31 protein-coding genes and 1 other annotated feature are annotated in these 26,860 nt (G+C 55.6%); of the genes, 17 read left to right on the forward strand and 14 right to left on the reverse strand.

The features are described 5' to 3' along the window. Positions 1 to 125 precede the first annotated feature (125 nt). The gene (locus ACMGGM_RS00095) at positions 126 to 662 is read left to right on the forward strand and encodes a YniB family protein (RefSeq protein WP_023332771.1); all 537 of its coding nucleotides are present in this window, start codon (positions 126 to 128) and stop codon (positions 660 to 662) included. Positions 663 to 698: 36 nt separating this feature from the next. Here ACMGGM_RS00095 and ACMGGM_RS00100 read toward each other — a convergent pair whose 3' ends face one another. The 3 genes from ACMGGM_RS00100 to pfkB form a co-directional block, all read right to left on the reverse strand. Continuing rightward, positions 699 to 1,559, reverse strand: coding sequence for a fructosamine kinase family protein (locus ACMGGM_RS00100; RefSeq protein ID WP_014883486.1), 861 nt, complete (start codon positions 1,557 to 1,559; stop codon positions 699 to 701). Positions 1,560 to 1,664: 105 nt separating this feature from the next. Beyond that, complete coding sequence (gene ghoS / locus ACMGGM_RS00105; RefSeq protein ID WP_014883487.1) at positions 1,665 to 1,955, reverse strand: type V toxin-antitoxin system endoribonuclease antitoxin GhoS; 291 nt, start codon at positions 1,953 to 1,955, stop codon at positions 1,665 to 1,667. A gap of 103 nt (positions 1,956 to 2,058) precedes the next feature. Further along, entirely contained in the window at positions 2,059 to 2,991 is a 933-nt protein-coding gene (gene pfkB / locus ACMGGM_RS00110; RefSeq protein ID WP_045281796.1) for a 6-phosphofructokinase II, read from the reverse strand. Between the two features lie 296 nt (positions 2,992 to 3,287). On the opposite strand from pfkB, the gene ACMGGM_RS00115 reads away from it, so the two are divergent. Then, the gene (locus tag ACMGGM_RS00115; protein WP_045281797.1) at positions 3,288 to 4,046 is read left to right on the forward strand and encodes a YdiY family protein; all 759 of its coding nucleotides are present in this window, start codon (positions 3,288 to 3,290) and stop codon (positions 4,044 to 4,046) included. A gap of 61 nt (positions 4,047 to 4,107) precedes the next feature. Here ACMGGM_RS00115 and yniD read toward each other — a convergent pair whose 3' ends face one another. Further along, positions 4,108 to 4,215: a small membrane protein YniD gene (gene yniD, locus ACMGGM_RS00120; protein ID WP_008500658.1), complete on the reverse strand. Its 108-nt coding sequence runs from the start codon at positions 4,213 to 4,215 to the stop codon at positions 4,108 to 4,110. Between the two features lie 98 nt (positions 4,216 to 4,313). Further along, positions 4,314 to 4,406, reverse strand: coding sequence for a stress response membrane protein YncL (gene yncL / locus ACMGGM_RS00125; RefSeq protein ID WP_071819746.1), 93 nt, complete (start codon positions 4,404 to 4,406; stop codon positions 4,314 to 4,316). Between the two features lie 321 nt (positions 4,407 to 4,727). Between yncL and thrS the strand changes: the two genes are divergently transcribed. From thrS to selO, 14 genes are all read left to right on the forward strand, one after another. Further along, positions 4,728 to 6,656, forward strand: coding sequence for a threonine--tRNA ligase (gene thrS / locus ACMGGM_RS00130; RefSeq protein ID WP_014883490.1), 1,929 nt, complete (start codon positions 4,728 to 4,730; stop codon positions 6,654 to 6,656). Positions 6,657 to 6,659: 3 nt separating this feature from the next. Next, positions 6,660 to 7,202: a translation initiation factor IF-3 gene (gene infC / locus ACMGGM_RS00135; RefSeq protein ID WP_059287945.1), complete on the forward strand. Its 543-nt coding sequence runs from the start codon at positions 6,660 to 6,662 to the stop codon at positions 7,200 to 7,202. A 97-nt stretch (positions 7,203 to 7,299) separates the two neighbouring features. After that, the gene (gene rpmI, locus ACMGGM_RS00140; RefSeq protein ID WP_001124225.1) at positions 7,300 to 7,497 is read left to right on the forward strand and encodes a 50S ribosomal protein L35; all 198 of its coding nucleotides are present in this window, start codon (positions 7,300 to 7,302) and stop codon (positions 7,495 to 7,497) included. A 50-nt stretch (positions 7,498 to 7,547) separates the two neighbouring features. Beyond that, positions 7,548 to 7,904 (forward strand): 50S ribosomal protein L20, encoded by a 357-nt coding sequence (rplT, locus tag ACMGGM_RS00145; protein ID WP_000124850.1) that lies wholly within the window; start codon positions 7,548 to 7,550, stop codon positions 7,902 to 7,904. Between the two features lie 117 nt (positions 7,905 to 8,021). Then, positions 8,022 to 8,146: a sequence feature (Phe leader region), on the forward strand. Next, complete coding sequence (pheM, locus tag ACMGGM_RS00150; RefSeq protein ID WP_001386830.1) at positions 8,027 to 8,071, forward strand: pheST operon leader peptide PheM; 45 nt, start codon at positions 8,027 to 8,029, stop codon at positions 8,069 to 8,071. It overlaps the preceding feature by 45 nt. Positions 8,147 to 8,208: 62 nt before the next feature. Next, positions 8,209 to 9,192: a phenylalanine--tRNA ligase subunit alpha gene (gene pheS, locus ACMGGM_RS00155; RefSeq protein WP_010426091.1), complete on the forward strand. Its 984-nt coding sequence runs from the start codon at positions 8,209 to 8,211 to the stop codon at positions 9,190 to 9,192. A gap of 15 nt (positions 9,193 to 9,207) precedes the next feature. Next, positions 9,208 to 11,595 (forward strand): phenylalanine--tRNA ligase subunit beta, encoded by a 2,388-nt coding sequence (gene pheT, locus ACMGGM_RS00160; RefSeq protein WP_014883491.1) that lies wholly within the window; start codon positions 9,208 to 9,210, stop codon positions 11,593 to 11,595. Between the two features lie 4 nt (positions 11,596 to 11,599). Next, positions 11,600 to 11,899, forward strand: a complete 300-nt coding sequence (gene ihfA / locus ACMGGM_RS00165; RefSeq protein WP_003857805.1) for an integration host factor subunit alpha — start codon at positions 11,600 to 11,602, stop codon at positions 11,897 to 11,899. 103 nt (positions 11,900 to 12,002) lie between these two features. Further along, positions 12,003 to 12,983 (forward strand): vitamin B12 ABC transporter permease BtuC, encoded by a 981-nt coding sequence (gene btuC, locus ACMGGM_RS00170; RefSeq protein WP_014883492.1) that lies wholly within the window; start codon positions 12,003 to 12,005, stop codon positions 12,981 to 12,983. 33 nt (positions 12,984 to 13,016) lie between these two features. After that, positions 13,017 to 13,568, forward strand: coding sequence for a glutathione peroxidase (locus ACMGGM_RS00175; protein ID WP_014883493.1), 552 nt, complete (start codon positions 13,017 to 13,019; stop codon positions 13,566 to 13,568). After that, positions 13,568 to 14,323 carry a vitamin B12 ABC transporter ATP-binding protein BtuD gene (gene btuD, locus ACMGGM_RS00180; protein WP_063613961.1) on the forward strand — a complete coding sequence of 252 codons (756 nt, stop codon included), beginning with the start codon at positions 13,568 to 13,570 and terminating at the stop codon, positions 14,321 to 14,323. The genes ACMGGM_RS00175 and btuD overlap by 1 nt, the downstream gene beginning before the upstream one ends. Positions 14,324 to 14,397: 74 nt before the next feature. After that, the gene (locus ACMGGM_RS00185; protein ID WP_014883495.1) at positions 14,398 to 14,862 is read left to right on the forward strand and encodes a C40 family peptidase; all 465 of its coding nucleotides are present in this window, start codon (positions 14,398 to 14,400) and stop codon (positions 14,860 to 14,862) included. A gap of 292 nt (positions 14,863 to 15,154) precedes the next feature. Next, on the forward strand, positions 15,155 to 15,865 hold the full coding sequence (locus ACMGGM_RS00190) for an EAL domain-containing protein (protein WP_014883496.1): 711 nt from the start codon (positions 15,155 to 15,157) through the stop codon (positions 15,863 to 15,865). Between the two features lie 67 nt (positions 15,866 to 15,932). Continuing rightward, complete coding sequence (gene selO / locus ACMGGM_RS00195; RefSeq protein ID WP_045135062.1) at positions 15,933 to 17,375, forward strand: protein adenylyltransferase SelO; 1,443 nt, start codon at positions 15,933 to 15,935, stop codon at positions 17,373 to 17,375. Between the two features lie 44 nt (positions 17,376 to 17,419). On the opposite strand, the gene ACMGGM_RS00200 is transcribed toward selO, so the two are convergent. Genes ACMGGM_RS00200 through ACMGGM_RS00220 form a run of 5 tightly spaced genes read right to left on the reverse strand, consistent with a single transcriptional unit; the run spans position 17,420 to position 22,194 of the window. After that, positions 17,420 to 18,190, reverse strand: a complete 771-nt coding sequence (locus ACMGGM_RS00200) for a 3-hydroxybutyrate dehydrogenase (RefSeq protein WP_023332776.1) — start codon at positions 18,188 to 18,190, stop codon at positions 17,420 to 17,422. A 10-nt stretch (positions 18,191 to 18,200) separates the two neighbouring features. After that, positions 18,201 to 19,592, reverse strand: coding sequence for a GntP family permease (locus ACMGGM_RS00205; RefSeq protein ID WP_045135064.1), 1,392 nt, complete (start codon positions 19,590 to 19,592; stop codon positions 18,201 to 18,203). Positions 19,593 to 19,636: 44 nt separating this feature from the next. Next, positions 19,637 to 20,818 (reverse strand): acetyl-CoA C-acetyltransferase, encoded by a 1,182-nt coding sequence (locus tag ACMGGM_RS00210; protein ID WP_045135065.1) that lies wholly within the window; start codon positions 20,816 to 20,818, stop codon positions 19,637 to 19,639. 9 nt (positions 20,819 to 20,827) lie between these two features. Beyond that, the gene (locus tag ACMGGM_RS00215) at positions 20,828 to 21,484 is read right to left on the reverse strand and encodes a 3-oxoacid CoA-transferase subunit B (protein ID WP_014883500.1); all 657 of its coding nucleotides are present in this window, start codon (positions 21,482 to 21,484) and stop codon (positions 20,828 to 20,830) included. A 2-nt stretch (positions 21,485 to 21,486) separates the two neighbouring features. After that, complete coding sequence (locus ACMGGM_RS00220; protein ID WP_014883501.1) at positions 21,487 to 22,194, reverse strand: CoA transferase subunit A; 708 nt, start codon at positions 22,192 to 22,194, stop codon at positions 21,487 to 21,489. 140 nt (positions 22,195 to 22,334) lie between these two features. Between ACMGGM_RS00220 and ACMGGM_RS00225 the strand changes: the two genes are divergently transcribed. After that, positions 22,335 to 23,258, forward strand: coding sequence for a LysR family transcriptional regulator (locus ACMGGM_RS00225; RefSeq protein WP_045135067.1), 924 nt, complete (start codon positions 22,335 to 22,337; stop codon positions 23,256 to 23,258). Here the strand turns inward: ACMGGM_RS00225 and ACMGGM_RS00230 are convergent. The 4 genes from ACMGGM_RS00230 to ACMGGM_RS00245 are packed head-to-tail and all read right to left on the reverse strand — an operon-like array spanning position 23,225 to position 26,835. Then, on the reverse strand, positions 23,225 to 24,004 hold the full coding sequence (locus tag ACMGGM_RS00230) for a heme ABC transporter ATP-binding protein (RefSeq protein WP_063943036.1): 780 nt from the start codon (positions 24,002 to 24,004) through the stop codon (positions 23,225 to 23,227). The two genes, ACMGGM_RS00225 and ACMGGM_RS00230, sit on opposite strands and share 34 nt — an antisense overlap. Continuing rightward, positions 23,997 to 24,989, reverse strand: coding sequence for a FecCD family ABC transporter permease (locus ACMGGM_RS00235; RefSeq protein ID WP_063943038.1), 993 nt, complete (start codon positions 24,987 to 24,989; stop codon positions 23,997 to 23,999). Before ACMGGM_RS00235 ends, ACMGGM_RS00230 begins: the two co-directional genes overlap by 8 nt. Then, on the reverse strand, positions 24,989 to 25,810 hold the full coding sequence (locus ACMGGM_RS00240) for a heme/hemin ABC transporter substrate-binding protein (RefSeq protein ID WP_063667169.1): 822 nt from the start codon (positions 25,808 to 25,810) through the stop codon (positions 24,989 to 24,991). Before ACMGGM_RS00240 ends, ACMGGM_RS00235 begins: the two co-directional genes overlap by 1 nt. Further along, positions 25,807 to 26,835: a hemin-degrading factor gene (locus tag ACMGGM_RS00245; RefSeq protein WP_032636866.1), complete on the reverse strand. Its 1,029-nt coding sequence runs from the start codon at positions 26,833 to 26,835 to the stop codon at positions 25,807 to 25,809. The genes ACMGGM_RS00240 and ACMGGM_RS00245 overlap by 4 nt, the downstream gene beginning before the upstream one ends. Positions 26,836 to 26,860 lie beyond the last annotated feature (25 nt).

Here is a 26,860-nt window from a genome sequence, read left to right on the forward strand (position 1 = left end):
GTTCGACAGACGATAAGTGCTAAGCACACTTAGCAATTTAGCATATTGCTTTCAAAGATCGGGCGAAAATGCTGTCCAGCAGGTAGACTTAGCCACAAATAACGCGTCTTTATGAAGAGGAACTGATGACGTATCAACAAGCTGGACGCATTGCTGTCTTAAAACGTATTGCTGGCTGGGTGATTTTTATTCCCGCCGTCATCTCTACGCTGATTTCTGTGCTCAAATTTATGTACGATCACAGCGAAAAACAGCCAGGCATAAATGCCGTCATGCTTGATTTTGCGCATGTCATGATTGAGATGATGCGGTTCAACACCCCGTTCCTGAATGTTTTCTGGTTCAACTCGCCAACGCCGGATTTTCACCAGCAGCTTAATATTGGGTTCTGGGTCATCTATGCGTTGATTTTTATTGCCATGGCGTTACAGGCATCCGGCGCGCGAATGAGTCGCCAGACCCGTTTTCTGCGCGAAGGCGTTGAGGATCAGTTAATTCTGGAACAGGCGAAAGGCCCGGAAGGAATGAGCCGGGAGCAGATTGAATCCCGCATTGTGGTACCGCGTCACACCATTTTCCTGCAAATTTTCCCGCTCTATATTCTCCCCATTATCATCATTGTGGCGGGATACTTCTTCTTCTCTCTGCTGGGTTTTCTCTGACAGATGAGGGTGGCGGCACGGCCACCCGATTTGTCCCTATGCCGCAAGTACGCGTTCAAGCGCACGCTGGGCGTTGACCAGATGCTGCCCGCCAAAAAGGATAGCGCGGTTCATCAGCGTATAAAGCTGATACACAGGTTGGCGCTCGAGAAAATCGGACGGCAGAGGGGAGACTGACTGATAGCCATCATATATTTGCGGGGGCTGCTCTGGATGCAGGGGCAGCATGGCCAGATCGCACTCTCTGTCACCCCAGTAGCAGGCCGGGTCGAAGATATAGGGGCCGTTGGGACCCAGCGCGCAGTTGTCGGACCATAAATCGCCGTGCAGCAGAGATGCCTGCGGCTGATGGGAGGCCAGGCGCTGTTGTACATGCTCAACGATGGCATCAATATTGCCAAATTCCAGCCCTTTTTCGGCGGCCAGTTCAAGCTGCCATCCGATGCGCTGTTCGGCAAAAAACGTCGACCACCGACGCTGCCAGGCGTTGGGCTGTGGGGTAGTGGAAAGATCGTTGTCAAAATCGAGCCCAAACTGGGGCTGATCGCTCCACTGGTGAAGTCGCGCGAGCTGTTGCCCGAGAATGAAGGCGTTATGGGCATCCAGCGGGCGGGGAGGGAGATAGTCCATGACCAGGAAACTGTAGTCCCGGTCGCTGCCCAGAGCCAGCACCTGCGGTACTGTCACCGTTTTACTGCGAGACAACAGTTCCAGCTGGTCGGCTTCAGCGGTGAATATCGGGAGCAGTTCTCGCTCATCACACTTCACGAAAAGATCGCGTCCTGCGTAGCGTAAATGCCACGCGGCGTGGATCTCTCCGCCTGGCAGTTCGTTACGCAGTTCAATTTCACCTTCACCCAGTTGCTCACTTAAAAGATGACTGATAGCCTGCCACATGTTGACTCTCCCATGTTGTCTGCCAGATCATAAAGTTAGCGCATAATTGCGGTAAAAAAATACGAACTAACGCACACCTGAGCGGTTTAAATTCATGCAGCGCACTTATTGTTCTTTTTTGTGCCAGCTTTCCCACGTTTCCACGGTGATGTCGGCGGGCTTGTCGGTCACACTTTCCACCAGGCTGGCGGCCAGGGCGTGAACGTCTTCTTCACTCAGGGCCGCGATCAAACCAAATGTCAGCGTGCCTAAATCATGAATATGGCCGTCATCGTCCGTCAGCGTGAGCAGAAAATTCGCGCGAGTAAAGGCGTTATTGAGCTCGTTCAGCTCGGTCAGTGACGCTTCACGAAGATTGATGGTTGCGACATAGCGGGTGATATCACCACTGCTCATAATTCACCTCGTTGTTATTCTGAAAGTTTTTTTAGCATAGTCGATATGCCATATTTGGCGACTTTAAGGTAAATTCCCCTTCGATTGGGAAGGGGAATAGAGGTCAGTCTTTTGAAAGGTAATCGACGATTTTCTGCGTATCGGCAAGCGAACACAGCCGCGTCCCCTGATTAATGGTGGCGGCACTCCCCGCCGCGACGCCATAACGCGTCATTTCCAGAAGAGAAGCACCCTGCGCCAGTTTTAGCGCCATCGCGCCGACCATGCTGTCGCCCGCACCCACGGTACTCTGGCTTTTCATGGGCGGCGGCACAACCTGCACAAAGCCCGTCTTGTCGACAGCCAGTGCCCCCTGAGGACCGAGAGAGACGACCACGCGGTGCGCTTTGCCGCTGCGAACCAGTTCTTCTGCGGCGGTACGCACGTCATCAGGCTGGTTAAGTTCGCGATTCACAAGCGCGCTAAGCTCTTTCTGGTTAGGTTTAACGAGTTCAAGATGCCCGGGGACTAACGCTGCCTGCAGGGCTTCACCTGAGCTGTCGACGATGCAGCGGATACCACGCTGAAGCACTGCCTTAACCAGCGCCGTCAGCTTTTCCGTTTTGACGCCTGGCGGTAGACTACCGCTGATAACCAGCAGTGAGCCGCTTTCAATGGTCAGTACCTTCTCTTCAAGTTGACGAAACTCATCATCGCTCAGTCTGGCGCCCGGCATCACGAAACGATACTGCTCCCCGCTGGATTCGACGTGGACATGCAGATTCTGCCGGGTCCAGTCCTGAGCCGCTACGGTGTCTACGGCAACCTGTTCATCCGCCAGCAAAGAGACCAGATGTTCCCCCGTGGCACCCCCGGCAGGGAATATGGCGGTGGCTTTACCGCCAAGATGGGTAATTGCGCGCGCCACGTTAATGCCGCCGCCGCCCGGCTCAAACACAGGGGCGCTACAGCGTAGTTTACCTTCAGGGTAAATGTGCGGGGTGATAGTCGCGGAGTCGAGGGAAGGGGAGAGTGTCAGCGTATAAATAGAAGCCATCATAACCTCCTTTTAGTATGGGTTCTTTTAAGCCTGGCACCGATCGACAGGAAGGCAATGTAAATAACAGTATGATTTTAAAAATGAATGCTTAAACAAGCGTGATAAAAGATATATAAAATAAAACGCGCTTTGGGATCGTTCTTATTCAAAAAATGAAATAAGAAAATATTGCTATGTTATTTGCGCCTTTTTATAATTTGTTACCTTTCTCTGGACGCCTTGTCATTGATCCTCAAGAAAGTTTCCGAGACCGTGGTGGTCTCTTTTTTTGTTGTACGGACTCCTTAAATAAAATGAAGCTTTTGAAGACAGTACCCGCAGCACTGATGCTGGCGGGTGGCGTATTTGCATCACTGAATGCAACCGCCGATGACACCGTTTTTACTGTCATGGACGATCCCTCCACTGCCAAAAAACCCTTCGAAGGTAATCTGAATGCCGGGTATCTCGCGCAATCAGGTAACACAAAAAGCTCTTCTCTGACGGCGGACAGCACCCTGACCTGGTACGGTAATACCACAGCATGGTCGCTGTGGGGGAATGCCAGCAACACGTCCGCTAACGATGAACGCTCTTCCGAGAAATATGCGGTAGGTGGACGTAGCCGTTACAACATGACCGACTATGACTACATATTCGGTCAGGCAAGCTGGTTAACCGACCGTTATAATGGCTATCGCCAGCGTGATGTATTCACGACGGGTTATGGTCGTCAGTTCCTGAATGGGCCTGTACACAGCTTCCGTTTTGAATTCGGTCCTGGTGTTCGCTACGACGAGTACACCAACGGCGAAGATGAAACCCAGCCGCTGGGTTATGCGTCAGGTACCTACGCATGGCAGATGACCGATAACACCAAATTCACTCAGGGTGTGTCTGTGTTTGGTGCCGAGGATACGACGCTGAACTCTGAAAGTGCCCTAAACGTGGCTATCAATGAACACTTCGGTTTGAAAGTGGCCTACAACGTGACCTGGAACTCTTCACCACCAGCAAGCGCGCCTGAACATACCGATCGCAGAACCACCGTTTCACTGGGTTATAGAATGTAATCATGGCGGGCCGAAAATATCGGCCCGTTTCTCATCTCTGCCAGACGTCCCTTCTGATTCTCTAACCCCAAATCATTGCCGCCCAACGAAGTAGCAGCATCGCGCCGCAGATGGCAATCAGCACCAGCACCATTTTCCAGTGTTTTACGGCAAATCGTTTTGTTGGCATAACCTAATCCTTGTCCGTTGATACGCATAGTCTATCAAACGGGGCCGAAATATGCCCCTTCCCGGAAGCAATCGGGTTATGCCGGTATGGGGTTCAGCTCAGAACCAGTGGAATCGATCGGCGAGAATCAACAATAAACCGGTTGCTGACAGGATATTTAATATCACTACCGTTCTACTGGATACGTTCATGGTAAGCACCTGTGGATTTTAAAGGCCTGTTCAAAGTTAGCTCAGCATCGGCGAAATGCGAGGGCCAGAGAGACGCAATCTGCAAATATCTGCAACATGCCAGTCCTTCATTGTGGCAGCAGAGGGTGCAATCCCCTTGCTGTTAGTGTTAACATTAAGTCCCTTGCCGTAAACCCGCATTTATCTGAATTCGGCAGGTGCAGGATAACGAACCAATTTGACGATTGTTGGTCAGATGTTTCGTAATCTACTGTTTAATCACGATTATTTTCTTTGTATATGCTCTTATGTGTGGGGCATCACTGCAAATAAGGATATAAAATGCCTGTAATTACTCTTCCTGATGGCAGCCAACGCCATTTCGACCGCGCTGTTAGCCCAATGGATGTTGCCCTGGATATCGGTCCTGGCCTCGCGAAAGCGACCATCGCCGGCCGTGTGAACGGTGAGCTGGTTGATGCGTCCGATCTGATTGAAAACGATGCGACGCTTGCAATCATCACCGCGAAAGACGAAGAAGGTCTGGAGATCATTCGTCACTCCTGTGCGCACCTGTTAGGTCATGCTATCAAGCAGCTGTGGCCAAACACCAAAATGGCGATTGGTCCGGTTATCGACAACGGTTTCTACTATGACGTTGACCTTGACCACACCCTGACCCAGGAAGATATCGACGCGCTCGAAAAACGTATGCACGAGCTCGCCGAAACGAACTATGACGTCATCAAGAAGAAAGTCAGCTGGCACGAAGCGCGTGAAACCTTCGTCAAGCGTGGCGAGAGCTATAAAGTCTCTATTCTTGACGAGAACATCTCTCATGATGACAAGCCAGGCTTGTACCATCACGAAGAATACATCGACATGTGCCGTGGACCGCACGTGCCGAATATGCGTTTCTGTCATCACTTTAAACTGATGAAGATCGCAGGCGCCTACTGGCGTGGCGACAGCAACAACAAAATGTTGCAGCGTATTTATGGTACCGCATGGGCCGATAAAAAAGCCCTGAACGCCTATCTGCAGCGCCTGGAAGAAGCGGCGAAGCGTGACCACCGTAAAATCGGTAAACAGCTTGACCTGTATCACATGCAGGAAGAAGCGCCGGGTATGGTATTCTGGCATAACGACGGCTGGACCATCTTCCGTGAACTGGAAACGTTCGTACGCTCCAAGCTGAAAGAGTACCAGTACCAGGAAGTAAAAGGCCCGTTCATGATGGACCGTGTGCTGTGGGAAAAAACCGGCCACTGGGACAACTACAAAGATGCGATGTTCACCACCTCGTCCGAGAACCGTGAATACTGCATTAAGCCAATGAACTGCCCGGGCCACGTTCAGATCTTCAACCAGGGTCTGAAATCCTACCGTGACCTGCCGCTGCGTATGGCGGAGTTCGGTAGCTGCCACCGTAACGAGCCATCAGGTGCGCTTCACGGTCTGATGCGTGTTCGTGGCTTTACTCAGGATGATGCGCATATCTTCTGTACTGAAGATCAGGTTCGTGATGAAGTTAACGCCTGTATTCGTATGGTCTACGATATGTACAGCACCTTTGGCTTTGAGAAGATCGTGGTCAAACTCTCAACGCGTCCGGAAAAACGTATCGGTAGCGATGAGACATGGGATCGCGCAGAAGCGGATCTCGCCGTGGCGCTGGAAGAGAACGGTATTCCGTTCGAATACCAGCTGGGCGAGGGCGCATTCTACGGTCCGAAAATTGAATTTACCCTGTATGACTGTCTCGACAGAGCTTGGCAGTGCGGTACTGTACAGCTGGACTTCTCCCTGCCGCAGCGTTTAAGCGCCTCTTATGTTGGCGAAGACAACGAACGTCAGGTACCGGTTATGATTCACCGTGCAATCCTCGGTTCACTGGAGCGCTTCATCGGCATCCTGACCGAAGAGTTCGCGGGCTTCTTCCCAACCTGGCTTGCGCCAGTGCAGGTAGTGGTGATGAACATTACCGATTCTCAGGCAGATTACGTTAAAGAATTGACGCAGAAACTACAAAATGCGGGCATTCGCGTAAAAGCAGACTTGAGAAATGAGAAGATTGGCTTTAAAATCCGCGAGCACACTTTACGTCGTGTCCCGTATATGTTGGTCTGTGGTGATAAAGAGGTGGAAGCAGGCAAAGTTGCCGTTCGCACCCGCCGTGGTAAAGACCTGGGCAGCCTGGACGTAAGTGAAGTGATTGAGAAGCTGCAACAAGAGATTCGCAGCCGCAGTCTTCAACAACTGGAGGAATAAGGTATTAAAGGCGGAAAACGAGTTCAAACGGCACGTCCGAATCGTATCAATGGCGAGATTCGCGCCCAGGAAGTTCGCTTAACAGGTCTGGAAGGCGAGCAGCTGGGGATTGTGAGTCTGAGAGAAGCAATCGAAAAGGCTGAAGAAGCTGGAGTAGATTTAGTTGAAATCAGCCCTAACGCCGAACCGCCAGTTTGTCGTATCATGGACTACGGCAAGTTCCTTTATGAAAAGAGTAAGTCTTCTAAGGAACAGAAGAAGAAGCAAAAAGTTATCCAGGTTAAGGAAATCAAATTCCGTCCTGGTACCGACGATGGCGATTATCAGGTAAAACTCCGCAGCCTGATTCGCTTTCTGGAAGATGGCGATAAGGCCAAGATCACACTGCGTTTCCGCGGTCGTGAAATGGCCCACCAACAGATCGGTATGGAAGTGCTTAACCGCGTCCGTGAAGATCTGAGTGAACTGGCAGTAGTCGAATCCTTCCCTACGAAGATCGAAGGCCGCCAGATGATCATGGTGCTCGCTCCTAAGAAGAAACAGTAAGGCCTTCAAGCAGCAAAATCTGTGGAGCCTTCGGGTTTCATAGGTTTTGTTCGCCTATGTTTCGTTTATTTAACAATGCGAAGTGGAAGTTATTAAAATGCCAAAAATTAAGACCGTACGCGGTGCTGCTAAGCGCTTCAAAAAAACCGGTAAAGGTGGTTTTAAGCACAAGCACGCTAACCTGCGTCACATTCTGACTAAGAAAGCTACCAAGCGTAAACGTCACCTGCGTCCAAAAGCCATGGTTTCTAAAGGCGATCTGGGCCTGGTAATCGCGTGCCTGCCGTACGCATAAGTCGTTAACGTTTAACTTTTTTAACTTAGAATAGATACAGGAGAGCACACATGGCTCGCGTAAAACGTGGTGTAATTGCACGTGCACGTCACAAGAAAATTTTGAAACAAGCTAAAGGCTACTACGGTGCGCGTTCACGCGTATACCGCGTTGCCTTCCAGGCTGTTATCAAAGCAGGTCAGTACGCTTACCGTGACCGTCGTCAGCGTAAGCGTCAGTTCCGTCAACTGTGGATTGCGCGTATCAACGCAGCAGCACGTCAGAACGGTATTTCTTACAGCAAATTCATCAACGGCCTGAAAAAAGCCTCTGTTGAAATCGACCGTAAGATCCTGGCTGACATCGCAGTATTCGACAAAGTAGCGTTCACCGCTCTGGTCGAAAAAGCGAAAGCAGCACTGGCATAAGCCAGTTGAGAGAGGGGGCTTTGCCTCCTCTTTTCATTTAACACCATCAGAAGATTGACATTTATCCGTGCAGGCTTTTCAATAAGTTCTCAACGGTTTTTACCCAACAAGGTAACGCAAGCATGAATGCTGCTATTTTCCGCTTCTTCTTTTACTTTAGCACCTGACTCCAGGAGGCTAGCGCGTGAAAGATGAAACGAAAAACAGCGCCAGATAAGCCTCCCGATGGAGGCTTTTTTTGTATCTGAATTTGAGAGAATAACTCCACCAAATCGGTGTCTGCACCGACATAATGAGGAAAATCATGTCACATCTCGCAGAGCTGGTTGCCAGTGCAACAGCCGCCATTAATCAGGCCTCAGATGTTGCCGCGTTAGACAATGTCCGCGTCGAATATCTTGGGAAGAAAGGGCACCTGACCCTTCAAATGACAACCCTGCGTGAACTGCCGCCAGAAGAACGCCCGGCAGCGGGTGCGGTGATTAACGAAGCTAAAGAGCAGGTGCAGCAGGCACTGAACGCGCGTAAAGCCGAACTGGAAAGCGCGGTGCTGAATGCGCGCCTGGCCGCAGAGACGATCGACGTTTCTCTGCCGGGTCGCCGTATCGAAAACGGGGGGCTGCATCCGGTTACCCGTACCATCGATCGCATTGAAAGTTTCTTCGGTGAGCTCGGCTTTACCGTGGCGACTGGCCCGGAAATTGAAGATGATTATCACAACTTCGATGCCCTGAATATTCCTGGCCATCATCCGGCACGCGCTGACCACGACACTTTCTGGTTTGACGCCACGCGTCTGCTGCGTACCCAGACCTCTGGCGTACAGATCCGTACCATGAAGGATCAGGAACCGCCAATCCGCATCATCGCGCCGGGTCGCGTCTATCGTAACGATTACGATCAGACCCATACCCCAATGTTCCACCAGATGGAAGGTCTGATTGTTGATAAAAACATCAGCTTCACCAACCTGAAGGGCACTTTGCACGATTTCCTGAACAACTTCTTCGAGGAAGACCTGCAGGTTCGTTTCCGTCCATCCTACTTCCCGTTCACTGAACCGTCTGCGGAAGTTGACGTGATGGGCAAAAACGGCAAATGGCTGGAAGTGCTGGGTTGCGGCATGGTGCATCCAAATGTACTGCGCAACGTCGGTATCGATCCGGAAGTGTACTCCGGCTTTGCCTTCGGTATGGGCATGGAGCGTCTGACCATGCTGCGTTACGGTGTGACCGATTTACGTGCATTCTTCGAAAACGATCTGCGTTTCCTCAAACAGTTTAAATAAGGGCAGGACAGAACAATGAAATTCAGTGAACTGTGGTTACGCGAATGGGTCAATACCACGCTGGACAGCGACGCGCTGTCTGACCAGATCACCATGGCGGGCCTGGAAGTTGACGGCGTTGAGCCGGTTTCCGGTGCCTTCACCGGCGTCGTGGTCGGTGAAGTGGTCGAGTGCGGCCAGCATCCGAACGCCGACAAACTGCGCGTGACAAAAGTGAATGTCGGCGGCGACCGCCTGCTGGACATCGTTTGCGGTGCGCCAAACTGCCGTCAGGGCCTGAAAGTCGCCGTGGCAACCGTGGGTGCGGTACTGCCGGGTGATTTCAAAATTAAAGCGGCTAAACTGCGCGGTGAGCCTTCTGAAGGTATGCTGTGCTCCTTCTCCGAGCTGGGTATTTCCGACGATCACAACGGCATCATTGAGCTGCCGCTGGATGCGCCAATTGGCACCGATATCCGCGAATACCTGAAGCTTGATGACAACACCATCGAGATCAGCGTTACGCCAAACCGCGCTGATTGCTTAGGTATCATCGGCGTGGCGCGCGACGTGGCCGTGCTGAACCAGACCGAACTGAACGCCCCGGAGATCGTACCGGTAGAAGCGACCATCAGTGACGTACTGCCTATTCAGGTTGACGCCGCGGATGCTTGCCCACGCTACCTCGGCCGCGTGGTAAAAGGCATCAACGTGAAAGCGCCAACACCACTGTGGATGAAAGAGAAACTGCGCCGCTGCGGCATTCGCTCTATCGACGCGGTGGTTGACGTCACCAACTACGTTCTGCTGGAACTGGGTCAGCCAATGCATGCGTTCGATAAAGATCGTATCGAAGGCGGTATTGTTGTCCGTATGGCAAAAGAGGGCGAAACCCTGGTTCTGCTTGATGGCACCGAAGCGAAGCTGAACGCGGATACGCTGGTGATTGCTGACCACAGCAAAGCGCTGGCGATGGGCGGTATCTTCGGTGGCGAACACTCTGGAGTAAATGACGAAACGCAAAACGTCCTGCTGGAATGCGCCTTCTTCAGCCCGCTCTCTATCACCGGTCGCGCACGCCGTCATGGCCTGCACACCGATGCGTCTCACCGCTACGAGCGTGGCGTTGACCCTGCGCTGCAGTACAAAGCGATGGAGCGAGCGACTCGCCTGCTGATCGACATCTGCGGCGGTGAAGCCGGTCCGGTTATCGATGTCACTCACGAAGCGACGCTGCCGAAACGCGCAACCATTACCCTGCGCCGCAGCAAGCTCGATCGCCTGATTGGTCATCATGTTGCCGATGCCCAGGTGACCGACATTCTGACGCGTCTGGGCTGTGAAGTGACCGAAGGTCAGGACGAGTGGAAAGCCGTTGCGCCATCCTGGCGTTTTGACATGGAAATCGAAGAAGATCTGGTGGAAGAAGTGGCCCGCGTATACGGCTACAACAACATCCCGGACGAGCCCGTTCAGGCCGGTCTGGTGATGGGTACCCATCGTGAAGCCGACCTGTCCCTGAAGCGTGTGAAAACCATGCTTAACGACAAAGGCTACCAGGAAGTGATCACCTACAGCTTTGTTGATCCTAAGCTGCAGCAACTGATCCACCCGGGCGAGGAGGCGTTGATCCTGCCAAGCCCAATCTCCAGCGAAATGTCCGCAATGCGTCTGTCCCTGTGGACCGGGCTGCTGGGCACTATCGTTTACAACCAGAATCGCCAGCAAAACCGCGTGCGAATTTTCGAAAGCGGTTTGCGCTTTGTACCGGATAATCAGGCAAATTTAGGCATCCGTCAGGATCTCATGCTGGCTGGTGCTATCAGTGGCAACCGTTATGAAGAGCACTGGGACCTGGCAAAAGGTACGGTTGATTTCTACGATATGAAAGGCGATCTGGAAGCCATTCTGGATCTGACCGGTAAATTATCTGAAATTGAATTCCGTGCAGAAGCGATTCCAGCCCTGCATCCGGGCCAGAGTGCGGCGATCTATTTAGACGGCAAACGCATTGGTTTCATTGGTGTTGTTCATCCTGAGCTGGAGCGTAAGCTGGACCTGAACGGCCGTACCATCGTGTTTGAGCTGGAGTGGAGCCCGGTTGCAGACCGCGTCATTCCTCAGGCGCAGGACGTCTCCCGCTTCCCGGCGAACCGCCGTGATATCGCGGTTGTGGTCGCGGAAAACGTTCCCGCAGCAGATATTTTGGCCGAATGTAAGAAAGTTGGCGTAAATCAGGTAGTTGGCGTAAACTTATTTGACGTGTACCGCGGCAAGGGCGTAGCAGAAGGTTTCAAGAGCCTCGCTATCAGCCTTATCCTTCAGGATACCAGCCGTACACTCGAAGAAGAGGAGATTGCCGCTACCGTCGCCAAATGTGTAGAGGCATTAAAAGAGCGATTCCAGGCATCATTGAGGGATTGAACCTATGGCGCTTACAAAAGCTGAAATGTCAGAATATCTGTTTGATAAGCTTGGGCTTAGCAAACGGGATGCCAAAGAGCTGGTAGAGCTGTTTTTCGAAGAGATCCGTCGTGCTCTGGAAAATGGTGAGCAGGTAAAACTCTCCGGTTTTGGCAATTTTGATTTGCGAGACAAAAACCAACGTCCGGGCCGTAACCCGAAGACGGGGGAAGATATTCCCATTACAGCCCGCCGCGTGGTGACCTTCAGACCCGGCCAGAAGTTAAAAAGCCGTGTCGAAAACGCAACGCCCAAAGCAGAGTAATATGAACTAACCAAAAAGGCCGCCCACGCGGCCTTTTTTCTTTGCGCTCTCTGGCAAACCGACCGTAAAATCAAAGACATCACACGCTAATAAAACCACGCTCATGCTTGATTATGCTCATCGCCAACACCGTTCCGACCGACGTCGCCTGCTATTGCTGGCGCTGTTGCTGATTGTCGCCGCGGGTATCAGCCTCTGCGCGGGCGACAGCTGGATTGGGCCCGAACGCTGGCTGGGGCCTGACGGGCAACTCTTCGTCTGGCAAATTCGTCTGCCGCGCACCGTGGCGGTGATGCTGGTCGGTGCTGCACTGGCGCTGTCAGGTACCGTTATGCAGGCGCTGTTTGAAAACCCGCTGGCGGAACCCGGGCTGCTCGGGGTGTCGAACGGTGCAGGCGTCGGGCTGATTGCGGCGGTAATGCTGGGCGGAGGAGAACTCTCCGGATGGAGTATTAGCCTCAGCGCCATTTTCGGCGCATTACTGATCACCATCATCCTGCTTCGCTTTGCCAGACGCCACTTGTCGACCAGCCGCCTGCTGCTTGCCGGGGTTGCGCTGGGGATCATCTGCAGCGCGCTAATGACCTGGGCGGTATACTTCTCGACCTCCTTTGACTTGCGTCAGCTGATGTACTGGATGATGGGCGGCTTTGGTGGCGTTGACTGGCATCAGGGCTGGCTGATGGCACTTCTGGTGCCTGGAATTGTATGGGCAGCCCTGCAGGCGCAGCCGCTGAACATGCTCGCGCTGGGGGAGATCTCAGCACGTCAGCTCGGCATGCCGATGGCGTTCTGGCGTAACGTGCTGGTCATTGCCATCGGTTGGCTGGTGGGCGTGAGCGTGGCGCTGGCGGGAGCGATTGGTTTTATCGGGTTGGTTATCCCGCATATGCTGCGTCTGTGTGGCTTCACGGACCATCGAACCTTGCTTCCGGCTTCGGCCGTGGCCGGAGCCGTCACGCTGCTGGTGGCTGATATCATCGCTCGTCTTGCCCTGACAGCCGCGGAGTTACCGATTGGTGTGGTAACCGCCACGCTGGGCGCGCCAGTCTTTATCTGGCTACTATTAAAATCCGGACGTTAAAAAACGACCCATAAGACAACCTGAGGGAATGCTATGCAGACTGATATCCTGAATACCGAAGTGACGACCATTGATGGCGAGAAAACCACGCTGGAAAGCTACAAAGGCAACGTGTTGCTTATCGTCAACGTGGCGTCCAAATGCGGCCTGACGCCACAGTACGAACAGCTGGAGAACATTCAGAAAGCCTGGGAGAAAGACGGTTTCACCGTGCTGGGCTTCCCGTGCAACCAGTTCCTGGGCCAGGAGCCGGGCAGCGAAGAAGAGATCAAAACCTTCTGCAGCACCACCTATGGCGTAACGTTCCCGATGTTCAGCAAAATTGATGTTAACGGCGAAGATCGCCATCCGCTGTACGCGAAGCTGATTGCTGCCGCGCCGAAGGCCGTTGCGCCTGAGGGCAGTGGTTTTTACGAGCGTATGGCCAGCAAAGGCCGCGCGCCGCTCTATCCGGACGATATTCTGTGGAACTTCGAAAAATTCCTGATCGGTCGCGACGGCCAGGTCGTTCAGCGCTTCTCGCCGGATATGACGCCTGAGGATCCGATTGTCATGGAATCGATCAAGCTGGCGCTGGCAAAATAATGTCACTGCTGATGCAGCTCACGGACGTCGCCGAGAAGGGGCGTCTGGAGCCGATGACCGGCGCTATCAATGCGGGGGAAATCCTGCATCTGGTTGGGCCAAACGGCGCGGGAAAAAGCACGCTGCTGGCGCGGATGGCAGGGCTGACCACCGGGCCCGGGCAGATCACACTGCTGGAACATCCTCTTGCTGACTGGTCTCCCGGCTCGCTGGCCCACCGGCGCAGCTATCTGGTGCAGCAGCAGGTGCCGCCGTTTGCGATGCCGGTCTGGCATTATCTGATGCTGCATTTGCACGACAAACATAATACGGCACTGCTTACGGAGGTGGCGGCGGCGTTAGGACTGGAAGATAAACTGCCCCGCCATGCCAGCCAGCTTTCCGGCGGTGAATGGCAGCGAGTGCGTCTGGCGGCGGTCATTCTGCAGATCCACCCCGCAGGCAACCCTCACGGGCGGATGTTGCTCCTGGACGAACCCATGAGTGGTCTGGATGTCGCCCAGCAGGCGGCGCTGGATTCGCTGTTAAGCGCGTTGAGCCGGAAAGGTATTGCCGTGGTGATGAGCAGCCACGACCTTAACCATACGTTGCGCCATGCCCATCGGGTGTGGCTACTGTCGCGCGGCAGGATGATTGCCAGCGGCGCGCGGGACCAGGTTCTTACGCCGCCACATCTGGCACGTGCCTATAACATGTCGTTCCGCAGGCTGGATATCGAGGGACATAAGATGCTGATTTCTACGGGGCAGGAGTAACCGTTTCTTGCCTGTTAACGCACTTGCGCGCTAAATTACCGAAAGAACAATAAAAGCAGAGGATTCGTCTGAAAATGCGATTCTGGTTTATCCTGGTGGCGGCACTCTTTCTTGCGGGATGCAGCAGCCATCGTGCACCGCCGCCTAATCCGCGGCTTTCAGATTCTATCACCGTCATTGCCAGTCTGAACGACCAGCTGAGCAACTGGCGCGGGACGCCTTATCGCTACGGCGGTATGAGTCGCGGCGGGGTGGACTGCTCTGGTTTTGTGCTGATGACGTTTCGTGACAAGTTTGATTTACAGCTTCCGCGCGAAACGCGCAAGCAGGCTGAAATTGGGACTGAAATTGATAAAGACGATCTGCTGCCGGGAGACCTGGTCTTTTTCAAAACCGGTTCGGGAGAAAGTGGCCTGCATGTCGGCATTTATGACACGGACAACCAGTTTATTCATGCCTCAACAAGCCGTGGTGTGATGCGCTCTTCTCTGGATAATGTTTACTGGCGTAAAAATTTCTGGCAGGCACGACGTATTTAATCTGCCCGAACACGTCTCACTGCCGGCAGGGTAACTATTAAATCATGCCGGTTTTTCTTGAATAAGCTGATTAAAGTTAAATTTACCTAAAATTAGCGTCATCCTTATGTGTCTGTTTTATCTAAAACTGGCTATTACTCTGTAACCAGGATAAGATTATTTTAGATTCAGGGATAAATCTGAAAATTAATACGGAACTAATGAAATTAAACTTATTAAAATCAAGACAGTGGAATTGTGTCGGCAATTGCTCCAGGATGTCCTCTCTCATCTTTAATGCGGGGCGAGTGCAATGATGATTACGCTAGATAATGCATACCAGTCTGAACTGATGCTTTTGCCAGCACGTAATAGTGCTGGCGAGCTTAAAGGTTTAGAGGTTCTGGTTAACTTTACTGGCGTCGGCACCGATGTGAGGATCCCTACTGAGCTCGTTATCCCCCGGCTTTCCGCGGCAGAAGAGTTAGCGCTGTTTAACGAAAAACTGCAATTGCTTGATACCTGTAAACTGTTTTTTATTCAGCATCAGTTAATTGCATGGATCAATATTACACCGGCTATTGTTGAATTTTTATTAAGTAATGGGAATGCTGTTTCAATTCTTGAGCGGTATCCTTTTCTTGAGTTTACTGTTAATGAGAATTATCCAGGTTTAAATAACGGAAAGGATGATCTGCAACTGGCGAGAATGGCGATCCATTTCCCGCTGGTCCTCGCAAACTTTGGTGCAGGCGCAGCATCGCTCAAAGCTGTCTATGATGGATTATTTAAACGGGTCATTCTCGATAAAGGTTTCATCCAGCAGCGGGCTTCAGAGCTCTCTTTCGAACCTTTTATGCGCGCTATCCTCTGGCAAATAACGCCGCACTGCCAGTCGGTGATCGTCTCAGGTATTGACGACCACGGTCTGCTGCAACGCGTCTTGTCCTTCAATTTTGGCGCCATGCAGGGCACGCTGTGGCCCGCTGTCCCCGCGGAGCACGTCACGACGCTGGTTCAGTAGCGATAACCCTGTCTTTCGCCCGTGTTTAAGTTCGGGCAAACCCTCTACACTAAAAGCAGGAGGACTTATGACCCTGTCTTTTACTGCTCACTGGCATGACGAGTTGCCTGGCTTTTACACCGCACTCAAACCCACACCGTTACACAATTCACGTCTTATCTGGCACAACGACCGGCTGGCCGATGAACTGGCCGTTCCGCCTGAGATGTTTAAGCCTTCCGGGGGCGCGGGCGTCTGGGGAGGCGAAACGCTTCTTCCCGGTATGCAACCCCTTGCCCAGGTCTATAGCGGCCACCAGTTTGGCGTCTGGGCGGGACAGCTGGGCGACGGCAGGGGGATCCTGCTGGGCGAACAACAGCTTTCCAACGGAGAGACGGTTGACTGGCATCTGAAAGGTGCAGGTCTTACCCCTTATTCTCGGATGGGCGATGGCCGCGCAGTATTACGTTCAACAATACGTGAATGCCTGGCATCTGAAGCCATGCATGCTCTGGGGATCCCCACCACGCGCGCGCTGTCGATTGTCACCAGCGACACGCCGGTTATGCGCGAAACGGTAGAAAAAGGGGCGATGCTGATGCGTATCGCACAAAGCCATCTGCGCTTTGGCCATTTTGAGCACTTTTACTATCGTCGTGAGACGGACAAGGTTCGTCAGCTCGCGGACTACGCTATTCGCCGCCATTGGGCGCATTTGCAGGATGAGGCTGATAAATACGTTCTCTGGTTCCGGGACGTGGTCGCCCGTACCGCCAGGATGATTGCTCGCTGGCAAACGGTGGGCTTTGCCCATGGGGTAATGAACACTGACAATATGTCGCTCCTCGGGCTGACCTTTGATTATGGGCCGTTTGGTTTTCTGGATGATTATCAGCCGGGGTATATCTGCAACCACTCTGACTATCAGGGACGTTACAGTTTTGACAACCAGCCAGCGGTTGGGCTATGGAACCTGCAGCGGTTTGCGCAAACATTGTCGCCGTTTATGGATGTCGATGCCCTGAATGATGCACTCGACAGCTATCAGGACGTTTTGCTGCGGGAATATGGCACGCTGATGCGCAACAAGCTGGGGCTGATGACCCAGGAGAAAGGGGATAACGAGATCCTGAACGATCTGTTTGCACTGATGGCGCGTGAGGGGAGTGATTATACCCTCACTTTCCGGATGCTGGGCCAGACGGAGCAGCACAGTGCTGCCTCGCCGCTGCGCGACGAGTTTATTGACAGGCAGGCCTTTGACGACTGGTTTGCACGTTACCGCTCCCGCTTGCAGCAGGAACAGGTCGATGACGCCGCCCGTCAGACGCAGATGAACGCGACGAATCCCGCGATGGTGTTGCGCAACTGGCTGGCGCAGCGGGCGATTGAACAGGCAGAGCAGGGAGAGTATGACGAGTTGCACCGTCTGCACCTGGCGTTGCGCACGCCGTTTGCCGACCGGGATGATGACTATATCAGCCGCCCGCCAGACTGGGGCAAACGGCTGGAAGTGAGTTGCTCAAGTTAAACATTTCTGGCCGGGTAGCGGCTTCGCCTTACCCGGCCAGAAACTCACTGTGCCACCCAGCCGCCATCCATATTCCACGCGGCGCCGCGAACGTTAACGGCGCTGTCGCTGCATAAAAACAGCGCCAGTTCGCCCAACTGCTCCGGGGTGACAAATTCACCTGAAGGCTGCTTTTCCCCGAGAAGCTGGTCTTGCGCCAGTTCCGGCGGGACGCCATCCGCGATGCGCTTATCGATTTGCTGTTGTACCAGCGGGGTCAGCACCCACCCCGGGCAGAGGGCATTGGCGGTCACGCCGGTGCGTGCGGTTTCCAGCGCCAGGGATTTGGTAAAGCCCACCACGCCATGCTTGGCGGCAACGTAGGCGGACTTCTCTTTCGACGCAACCAGCCCGTGAACGGAGGCGATATTAATGATGCGTCCCCAGTTTTGTTCACGCATGGCGGGCAACGCCAGCCGGCTGGTGTGAAACACCGCAGAAAGGTTAATGGCGATAATGTCGTTCCATTTCTCCACCGGGAAGGTCTCCACCGGAGCCACATGCTGTATCCCGGCATTGTTAACAAGAATATCCACGCCGCCAAACTGCGATTCGGCGTAGCGCATCATGGCTTCAATCTGCAACACGTCACGCAGGTCGGCATCGTGGTAGCCCGGCTTTTTGCCCAGTTGTGCAATTTCTTCTCGCGCTGATCCGCTGTCACCGAAACCGTTGAGAATCAACTGCGCCCCTGATTTCGCCAGCACGCGAGCGATACCCAGGCCAATGCCGCTTGTCGAGCCGGTCACCAGGGCGATTTTACCGTTCAGATTCATTTTTCTCTCCTTACACAATGCCGGTCAGATAGAACACGGCAATGACAAAAAGCACTGCCAGGCTTTTAATGATAGTGATAGCGAAAATGCCGCCGTAGGCCTGACGATGGCTCAGGCCGGTGATGGCCAGCAAGGTAATCACCGCCCCGTTATGGGGAAGCGTATCCATCCCGCCGCTTGCCATTGACGCCACGCGGTGCAACACCTCAAGCGGGATATTGGCCGCGTGGGCGGCAGCAACAAAGGTGTCCGCCATGGCCGCAAGGGCAATACTCATTCCGCCGGACGCTGAGCCGGTGATCCCGGCGAGAACGGTCACGCTGATGGCTTCGTTCAGCAACGGGTTCGGGATGGCAGACAGCGCTTTAGATAACACCAGAAAACCGGGCAGGGCGGCGATAACCGCGCCGAAACCGTATTCGGAGGCGGTATTCATCGCCGCGAGGATAGCGCCGCTCACCGCCGTTCGGCTGCCTTCTGCCAGACGTCCCCGGATATTGCGAAAACCAAAAATCAACACCAGCACAATACCGGAGAGCAGCGCCGCCTCCACGGCCCAGATGGCGGTGATCTTGCTCACCTCGGTCACAATCGGTTTCGCCAGTCCTGGCAGGGTAAGCTCATGACTCGTACCGTACCAGCCGGGGATCCAGCGGGTAAACAGCAGGTTCAGTATGCCCACGACCAGCAGCGGGGAGAGAGCAATCAGCGGATGCGGGAGATGAATATTGTCCGGCGTTTCAGGTTCGTTTTTCAGGTCCGTGCCATAACCTTCATTGTTATTGATCGCCTTACGCCGCTGCCGCTCCAGCCAGAGCAGGCCAAAGAAGATAATAAACAGAGAGCCGATAAGACCCAGCCACGGGGCCGCCCAGGCGTTAGTGCCAAAGAAGCTGGTGGGAATAATGTTCTGGATTTGCGGCGTGCCGGGCAGGGCGTCCATGGTAAACGAGAACGCCCCCAGCGCCACGGTAGCGGGGATTAACCGTTTAGGGATGCCGCTCTGGCGGAACAGTTCGGCGGCAAACGGGTACACCGCAAATGCCACCACGAACAGCGACACGCCGCCGTAGGTTAACAGCGCACACACCAGGACTATCACGGGGATAGCGTGCCGACGACCGAGGATCTGGATCGCGGCGGCAACGATGGATCGTGAAAAACCGGAAAGCTCAATCAGCTTGCCAAACACCGCCCCCAGCAGGAACACCGGGAAATAGAGTTTAACGAAGCCGACCATCTTTTCCATAAACAGGCCAGTAAACGTCGGGCCGACGGCACCCGGATCGGTCAGCAGCACGGCACCAAGCGCCGCAATCGGCGCAAACAAAATCACGCTGTATCCGCGGTAGGCCGCCAGCATCAGTAATCCCAGCGCCGCCAGGGCTATTAACACACTCATTACGACTCCTCACTTTAATTATTATTCGGGTACCAACGAGAGGTTTAACGCTCAACGGTCAGGGCAATGCCTTGTCCGCCGCCAACGCACAGGGTGGCAAGTCCCTTTGTTACTCCCCGGCGCTGCATTTCATGGAGCAGGGTCACCAGGATGCGACAGCCGGATGCGCCAATCGGATGGCCCAGGGCGATGGCGCCACCGTTAACGTTGACGTTCTGTTCATCCCAGCCAAGCTCTTTGCCCACCGCCAGTGCCTGTGCGGCAAAGGCTTCGTTGGCTTCAATGAGATCGACGTCGTCGAGCGTCCAGCCCGCCCGCGCCAGCGCCGTCCGACAGGCGCTGACCGGGCCGATGCCCATCATCGACGGATCAACGCCCGTCACGGCGTAACTCACAATGTGGCCAAGGACAGGTAACCCGCTTTCCCGCGCCTTTTCCTCGCTCATCAGCAGTACCGCGGCGGCCCCATCGTTAAGGGTGGAGGCGTTCCCCGCCGTGACCGTGCCCTCGTCATGCAAAAATGCGGGGCGGAGCTGTGCAAGCTGCCCGGCGGTGGTTTCCGGGCGTGGCTGTTCATCATGGCGGACAATCTGTGGCGCACGTTTGCCCTGTTTCACCGTCACTGGCGCTATTTCGGCGTCAAACCGACCAGTCTCAATGGCGGACGCTGCCTTTTGCTGTGACCGGAAGGCGAAGGCATCCTGTTGCTCGCGGGAAATGCCGTACTCACGGGCGACGTTTTCCGCAGTGATGCCCATGTGGTAATCGTTGAAGGCGTCCCACAGGCCGTCGGTGATCATGCTGTCCTGCAGGCCCGTATGCCCAAAACGCAGCCCTGAACGTGCGCCATCCAGCAGATACGGGGCGTTACTCATGCTCTCCTGGCCGCCAGCGATAACCACGTCTGCGTCACCGCAGCGGATTGCCTGGACGGCGAGCTGTACCGCTTTCAACCCCGCGCCGCACACCAGATTGACCGTTGTCGCCGGGGTGCTGACGGGTAATCCGGCAGTGATGGCCGTCTGGCGGGCGGGGTTTTGCCCGCACCCGGCCGTCAGCACCTGACCGAAAACCAGTTCGTCTATTTGCTCTGGGTGAAGGCCGCTGCTCTCCAGCAGACGCTGTACCGTGACGGCACCCAGCTCAACGGCTGAAAGGGGCGAGAGCGATCCGCGAAAACTGCCAATGGGGGTTCGCGTTGCCCCGACAATCATGACCTTTTTCATGTTGAGTCCTCAGTTGAAGCGCATCTCGCGAACGTCGTCCGCCACAATGATTTTTCCGGCCGTTTTACGGACAATCTCGTCGATACCGACACCCGGGGCGTATTCCCGCAGGATGAACGCGCCGTCCGCTATCTCCAGCAACGCGAGATCGGTCAGGACCCGACGGATGCAGCCCACACCGGTGAGCGGCAGCGTGCAGCGCGGCAGCAGTTTGGAGTCACCGTTTTTTGCAGCGTGGGTCATCACCACAATGATGTTCTGCGCCCCGGCAACGAGATCCATCGCGCCACCCATCCCTTTCACCATCTTTCCGGGGATCATCCACGAGGCAATGTTACCCTCGACATCGACTTCAAATGCGCCCAGCACGGTCAGATCCACATGGCCGCCGCGGATCATGGCAAACGACTGGGCCGAGTCGAAAATGGCCGCGCCGGTCCGCGCAGTGACCGTCTGTTTACCGGCGTTGATCATGTCGGCATCAAGGCTCTGCTCATCGGGAAAAGCCCCCATTCCGAGCAGACCGTTTTCCGACTGCAGCATCACGTCCATTTCCGGGGGAATATAATTCGCCACCAGCGTAGGGATGCCGATCCCCAGGTTGACGTAATACCCGTCGCGCAGTTCGCGGGCGACGCGCATCGCCATCTGTTCTCGGGTTAACATCGTCAGACTCCTTGCGCGCGCAGCGTGCGCTGTTCAATGCGTTTTTCAAACTGGCCGACAATCAGCCTGTCGACGTAAATTCCCGGCGTATGAATAGCCGACGGAGGCAGTTCACCCGGCGGAACAATCTCTTCCACCTCCACAACCGTGATTCGGCCCGCCGTTGCCATCAGTGGATTAAAATTTTGCGCGGTATGGCGATAGATAACGTTGCCGTACCAGTCCGCTTTCCAGCCCTTAACCAGCGCGAAATCACCGGTAATGGCCTCTTCAAGAATGTAATTTTTACCGCCAAACTGGCGCACATCTTTGCCCGCTGCCACGGGGGTGCCATAACCGGTAGCCGTATAAAACGCCGGAATACCGGCCCCACCCGCGCGGACCTTTTCTGCAAGCGTCCCCTGCGGAGTAAGTTCGATTGCCAGTTCCCCGCTCAGTACCTGCTGCTCAAACAGCGCGTTCTCGCCGACGTAAGACGCCACCACTTTGCGAACCTGGCGCGTTTCGAGCAGTATCCCCAGACCGAAACCATCCACGCCGCAGTTGTTTGACACGACCGTCAGATCTTTCACCTGACGGCGTCGAACCTCTGCAATCAGGTTCTCAGGAATACCGCACAGCCCGAAGCCGCCCGCCAGCAAGGTCATGCCGTCCGTCAGCCCATCCAGCGCCTGCGCATAGCTGCTGACGCGCTTATCCAGTCCTGCCATAGTCATCCCTCCCGTTAACCGTGCCGGTATCATTAGGGGTGGCGACTCATTTGTTAATTTTGAATTTGTGACCCACTCATTTGGATTTCTTATTAATTTCCTGTTAACTAAATTTTTTCAATTAGTTAACAGGATGAAAGATGAGAATGAGTGTCAAACAGTTACGCGCGTTTTTAGCGGTAGCTCACACTCTCAATTTCGCGCACGCCAGCGAACGCTTAAATCTTTCCCAGCCAGCGCTGAGCCTGACGATTAAAAGCCTGGAAGATGCGCTCGGTGGGCCGCTGTTGCAGCGGAGCACGCGCAAGGTTGCCCTCACGCAGGAGGGAGAAACATTTCTGCCGATGGCGCGGCAGCTGCTGGCCGACTGGGATAACGTGGAAGAGGCAATGCACCAGTGCTTTACGCTCCAGCGCGGCAAAATCTCGGTCGCGGCGATGCCGTCGTTTGCCGCCAACGTTTTACCGGAAGTGCTGAAAGCGTTTCGCGATCGCCATGCCGGGGTCAACGTCACCGTGCATGATGTCATCAACGAGCAGGTGATTGAGATGGTGCGGGAAGGGCGGGTTGAGATGGGGATTGCCTTTGAGCCGGCACCCACGCATAACCTGCTGTTTACGCCGCTGGGCCTGGACAGGTTTGTCGCCATTGTGCCGAAAGATTCCGCGCTTGCGGGAAAAAAACGCCTGGCATGGGAGGAGTTGCTGACGCTGGATTTCATCACCCTGCAGCGCCCTTCGGCGGTACGTCTGATGATGGAGGAGGAGCTGGCGCGGAGCGGCAGAAAGCTGGACGTGGCGCTGGAGAGTCATCAACTGGTGACGGTAGGGCGCATGGTCGCCAGCGGGCTGGGTGGCAGCGCCGTGCCGGCGCTCTGCGAGGCGCAGATGGCTTCCCTGGGCGCGGTCTGTATTCCGCTGGATAACCCGCCCATTGAAAAGTGCATCGGGGTGATCCATCCCGGGCACACGCAGCTCTCTAAAGCGGCGCATGCCCTGCTGGAAACGCTGAAGGACTTTTATCACCCCGCTCAGGGAGCGAGGAACACCTGCGGCACGGCATGAGCCGGATGGCTGCCGACCAGCACCTGCGCGCCATACCAGCGCGCCAGCGTCCCGGCCTGCAAAACGTCCTCCGGTGTCCCCCGGGAGACCAGCCTCCCGTTATGCAGCAGCAGGATACAATCCGCCCACAGTGCCGCCAGATTAAGATCGTGCAGAACCACGCAGACGTGGAGATGCCCCCGACGGGTCAGGGTTTTCATCAGGCGCAGCAGATGTTGCTGGTGGAAGAGATCCAGTGCGGAGGTCGGTTCATCAAGAAACAGCCAGCCGCGTGGGGCGCCGTCGCACCAGAGTTGGGCCAGTGCCCGAGCGAGCTGGATCCGTTGCTGCTCGCCTCCGGAGAGTGCCGAATAGCGTCTGCCCGCCAGGGGTAAACAGCCTGTGATCGCCATGACCTCCTCAACCACTGACGCCTCAGGGGAGCGCGTCCAGGGGGCGCGTCCCATACCGACCACGGTTTCCACCGGCCAGTCGAATCCGGGCTGCGTATTTTGACGCATCACTGCCCGGTAGCGGGCGAGGGTCTCCGTTGGCCAGTCCGCAAGCGGCGTGCCTGCCAGATTGCACCGCCCGCTTGCGGGTGTGAGATAGCCGGTCAGCAGCCGTAATAATGTCGATTTCCCGGCACCGTTAGGGCCAATCAACGCGACCAGCTCACCCTGAGATAAGGTCAGTGATACATCGTCGATCAGCGTCCGTTGCCCGGCGTGAAAGACCAGGTTTTCCGCACAATAGCGTTCAGCCATGCGCACCTCCACGACGAAAGATAAGCCACAGGAACCACGGCGCACCGAGAAGGCTGGTCAACAACCCGACGGGCATTTCCGCCGGGGTGACCAGAGTGCGCGCCAGCGTATCGGCAGCCAGCAGCAGTAACGCTCCGGCCAGCACCGAGCCGGGGATCGCGGCCCGGTGGTCGGCCCCCAGCCACATACGCATCAGGTGTGGGACCACGAGGCCAACAAAGCCAATCACGCCGCTGATGGCCACCGCCGCAGCCACCAGCAGGGCGCTGCACAGCAGCAGGATCCGCTGTACCCGGGCAACATCCACCCCGAGATAGTGCGCCTCTTCATCACCCAGCTGCAGCAAATTGAGTGGACCAGCCAGCCGCCAGATAATCAGAACCGCAGGCACCATCAGCGAGGTCACCGCAAGCAGGGTGGACCACTGCGCCTGCCCGAGGCTGCCCATTCCCCAGAGCGAAAGCTGGCGAAGCTGCGCATCGTTGCTAAGCCAGGAAAGGAGACCGACGGCCGCGCCGCACAGGGCGTTGATGGCGATCCCCACCAGCAGTAAACGGGACAGGGAACCGTGATGCTGCTGGCTGAGCAGGAAGATCACAACGGTTGCTGCCAGCGCGCCGAGGAATGCCGCAACCATCGGGGCGTAAAGCATCATCAGGGCCGGCAACGTGACAGGAATAACCACCCACAGCGCGACCGCCAGCGCCGCGCCGCTGCTGATCCCAAGCAAACCCGGGTCTGCCAGCGGGTTGCGGAACAGTCCCTGCATCACGCACCCGGCCAGCGCCAGCGCGCCGCCAATCACTAGCGCCAGCAGCACGCGGGGCAGGCGAATGGTCAGCCAGATCTGACGCATCGACTCATCGCTGCCGTTCCACAGCAGGCTGACCGGCAGAGGCAATGCCCCAAAGCCTGTTGCCGTAAGGGTCATGATGCTCAGAATTGCGGCCAGCATCCACAGCGACAGTGCGATCCGCCGGGACATCAGGGCAGTTGCTCCGCTTTAGCACGCAACTGCCGGATGGCTTCCGGCGTGCGCACGCTGAAACCCAGCAGCGCCATGTCATCAATCGCCAGCAGCTGTTTGTGCCGTCCCGCCGGGGTTTGCCCCAGTCCGGGCAGCTTCCACAGATTCGCCTCGCCACCCAGCGCGTTCACGCCGTCCTGCGAAATCACCACCAGGTCGGGCTGGCTGGCAATAATCCCTTCCTGCGACAGCGGCTGATACCGTGTGAAACCCTGCATCGCGTTCTGCAACCCGGCGGCACGAATGGCGGCATCGGCGCCGGTTTGCTGTCCGGCGGCCATGGCGGTCATTCCCCCGTGGTTGAGGATAAACAGCACCCGTTTGTTGAGCGGTTCTGCGGGCAGAGCCGCCACCGCCTGACGTAGCGAGCGGCGCAGGCTCTCTCCCTGCGCTTCACGGTGGGTGGCCTCGGCAATAATGCGGATCTTTTCGTCAATGACGCTCAGATCGTTGCGGCCAGGAACGGTAATCACCCTGACGTGACTGCGTTCAACCTGCTTTAGCGCCAGAGACGGCTGCGCCTTGTCGCTGGCCAGCACCAGCGTGGGACGCATGGACAAAATCCCTTCGGCGTTAAGCTGGCGCAAATAGCCCACATCGGGGAGCGCGTTCGCTGCCTGCGGCCACTGGCTGGTACTGTCGCGTGCGACCAGCGAAGAGTCCGCGCCAAGCGCATAGACAATCTCCGTGACGTCGCCGCCAAGGGTGACAATTTTCTCCTGCGCGGCGGCAAACGCCACCAGCGGCAGGGCGCTCAGCAGGGCAAACCACGTCTTCATGCGGCCAGCCCTTTTGGCGTCAGGGCATCAATCTGGCTACGCCACTGGCTCTGCTCCGGGTCGCCTTCCGTACGCTGACCATAGAGTTGGGCAATTTGCGTGCCGTCTGCGGCAAACAGTTCCAGGCTAGTGACGTGACCGTCTGCAGTCGGTTTGCGCGTGACCCAGCTCTCCGCAATCGTCTCCTCCAGCAGATGCAGGGTAAAGGTGGGGTTAAAGATGTTCAGCCAGCCTTTCATCGGCACGACTTTCTCCACCGCGCCGGTGAAGATCTGCACGCAGCCGCGGTTACCCACGAAGATCATGATTTCGTTGCCGTGCTGGCGCGCGGTTTCCAGCAGCAGTGCCAGCGCGTTGTTTTCAACCTGGCAGGCGAGGTCGTCGCCCACCAGGCGAAATGCCTGCTGGCGGCTGAGGTTGTGGCGTTTCAGCAGGCCGAAGAACTGGTGCACGTCAGTCATCGCACGCCACGCTTTGTCCACGAGGGCGGCATCTGCATTTTCGGCATACAGCGGGGTCTCGGCAACCTTCAGCTCAAGCGGCGGGTTATCGGCAAAGATAAAGCGAGTCAACACGTCAGCCCAGGCGGCGAGGTCGGTGTTGTCCGTGGTGTAAACTTTCAGTACGGCATCACCCTGATGATCGAAAAACTGAATGCTCTGCCGCTCGCCGCGTGCGGTGGTTTCGCTGAGGTGAAACGCGCTAGCCCACTGGTTGAGGAACAGGCGCAGATCCAGTCCGCGCGGGTTCAACACCAGCCCGGCGTGGCCGTTCAGGTGCTGCTGGGTGAAGCTGCCTGCCTGCTCGTGAACGGCATAGTCGTTGCGGCAGATGCATTTTGTTTCCCCTACGGCTTCAAGCGCGCCTAAGATCTCGCGAATTTCACCGCGCAGTCGCCAGGCATCATGGCCCACGCGCGCAAAGGTCAGTTCTGCTTCACTGAGGTTCATTAACCCTGCAATATCGCGCGCATACTTACCCGGGTTTTCTTCTTTTAGCGCCAGCCAGCGCGTGTAGTGATCCATTGTCTTTTCCTTCTGAATAGTTTCC

This window comes from Enterobacter sp. BNK-14, assembly GCF_047456095.1.
GTDB classification, from domain to species: Bacteria; Pseudomonadota; Gammaproteobacteria; order Enterobacterales; family Enterobacteriaceae; genus Enterobacter; species Enterobacter kobei.

Bases quoted from the DNA above. Each gene is read 5' to 3' on its own strand.
- yniD (WP_008500658.1), bottom strand. From the start codon at position 4,215: ATGCCAACAAAACGATTTGCCGTAAAACACTGGAAAATGGTGCTGGTG.
- ACMGGM_RS00200 (WP_023332776.1), bottom strand. From the start codon at position 18,190: ATGAATCTGAACGGTAAAATCGCCCTGGTGACCGGCTCGACAAGCGGC.
- rpmI (WP_001124225.1), top strand. From the start codon at position 7,300: ATGCCAAAAATTAAGACCGTACGCGGTGCTGCTAAGCGCTTCAAAAAA.
- rplT (WP_000124850.1), top strand. From the start codon at position 7,548: ATGGCTCGCGTAAAACGTGGTGTAATTGCACGTGCACGTCACAAGAAA.
- btuC (WP_014883492.1), top strand. From the start codon at position 12,003: ATGCTTGATTATGCTCATCGCCAACACCGTTCCGACCGACGTCGCCTG.
- ACMGGM_RS00230 (WP_063943036.1), bottom strand. From the start codon at position 24,004: ATGGCTGAACGCTATTGTGCGGAAAACCTGGTCTTTCACGCCGGGCAA.
- ghoS (WP_014883487.1), bottom strand. From the start codon at position 1,955: ATGAGCAGTGGTGATATCACCCGCTATGTCGCAACCATCAATCTTCGT.
- pheS (WP_010426091.1), top strand. From the start codon at position 8,209: ATGTCACATCTCGCAGAGCTGGTTGCCAGTGCAACAGCCGCCATTAAT.
- ACMGGM_RS00175 (WP_014883493.1), top strand. From the start codon at position 13,017: ATGCAGACTGATATCCTGAATACCGAAGTGACGACCATTGATGGCGAG.
- ACMGGM_RS00220 (WP_014883501.1), bottom strand. From the start codon at position 22,194: ATGGCAGGACTGGATAAGCGCGTCAGCAGCTATGCGCAGGCGCTGGAT.
- ihfA (WP_003857805.1), top strand. From the start codon at position 11,600: ATGGCGCTTACAAAAGCTGAAATGTCAGAATATCTGTTTGATAAGCTT.
- ACMGGM_RS00115 (WP_045281797.1), top strand. From the start codon at position 3,288: ATGAAGCTTTTGAAGACAGTACCCGCAGCACTGATGCTGGCGGGTGGC.
- pfkB (WP_045281796.1), bottom strand. From the start codon at position 2,991: ATGGCTTCTATTTATACGCTGACACTCTCCCCTTCCCTCGACTCCGCG.
- yncL (WP_071819746.1), bottom strand. From the start codon at position 4,406: ATGAACGTATCCAGTAGAACGGTAGTGATATTAAATATCCTGTCAGCA.
- selO (WP_045135062.1), top strand. From the start codon at position 15,933: ATGACCCTGTCTTTTACTGCTCACTGGCATGACGAGTTGCCTGGCTTT.
- ACMGGM_RS00095 (WP_023332771.1), top strand. From the start codon at position 126: ATGACGTATCAACAAGCTGGACGCATTGCTGTCTTAAAACGTATTGCT.
- ACMGGM_RS00190 (WP_014883496.1), top strand. From the start codon at position 15,155: ATGATGATTACGCTAGATAATGCATACCAGTCTGAACTGATGCTTTTG.
- ACMGGM_RS00235 (WP_063943038.1), bottom strand. From the start codon at position 24,989: ATGTCCCGGCGGATCGCACTGTCGCTGTGGATGCTGGCCGCAATTCTG.
- btuD (WP_063613961.1), top strand. From the start codon at position 13,568: ATGTCACTGCTGATGCAGCTCACGGACGTCGCCGAGAAGGGGCGTCTG.
- thrS (WP_014883490.1), top strand. From the start codon at position 4,728: ATGCCTGTAATTACTCTTCCTGATGGCAGCCAACGCCATTTCGACCGC.
- ACMGGM_RS00225 (WP_045135067.1), top strand. From the start codon at position 22,335: ATGAGAATGAGTGTCAAACAGTTACGCGCGTTTTTAGCGGTAGCTCAC.
- ACMGGM_RS00215 (WP_014883500.1), bottom strand. From the start codon at position 21,484: ATGTTAACCCGAGAACAGATGGCGATGCGCGTCGCCCGCGAACTGCGC.
- ACMGGM_RS00245 (WP_032636866.1), bottom strand. From the start codon at position 26,835: ATGGATCACTACACGCGCTGGCTGGCGCTAAAAGAAGAAAACCCGGGT.
- ACMGGM_RS00185 (WP_014883495.1), top strand. From the start codon at position 14,398: ATGCGATTCTGGTTTATCCTGGTGGCGGCACTCTTTCTTGCGGGATGC.
- pheT (WP_014883491.1), top strand. From the start codon at position 9,208: ATGAAATTCAGTGAACTGTGGTTACGCGAATGGGTCAATACCACGCTG.
- ACMGGM_RS00205 (WP_045135064.1), bottom strand. From the start codon at position 19,592: ATGAGTGTGTTAATAGCCCTGGCGGCGCTGGGATTACTGATGCTGGCG.
- ACMGGM_RS00100 (WP_014883486.1), bottom strand. From the start codon at position 1,559: ATGTGGCAGGCTATCAGTCATCTTTTAAGTGAGCAACTGGGTGAAGGT.
- ACMGGM_RS00240 (WP_063667169.1), bottom strand. From the start codon at position 25,810: ATGAAGACGTGGTTTGCCCTGCTGAGCGCCCTGCCGCTGGTGGCGTTT.
- ACMGGM_RS00210 (WP_045135065.1), bottom strand. From the start codon at position 20,818: ATGAAAAAGGTCATGATTGTCGGGGCAACGCGAACCCCCATTGGCAGT.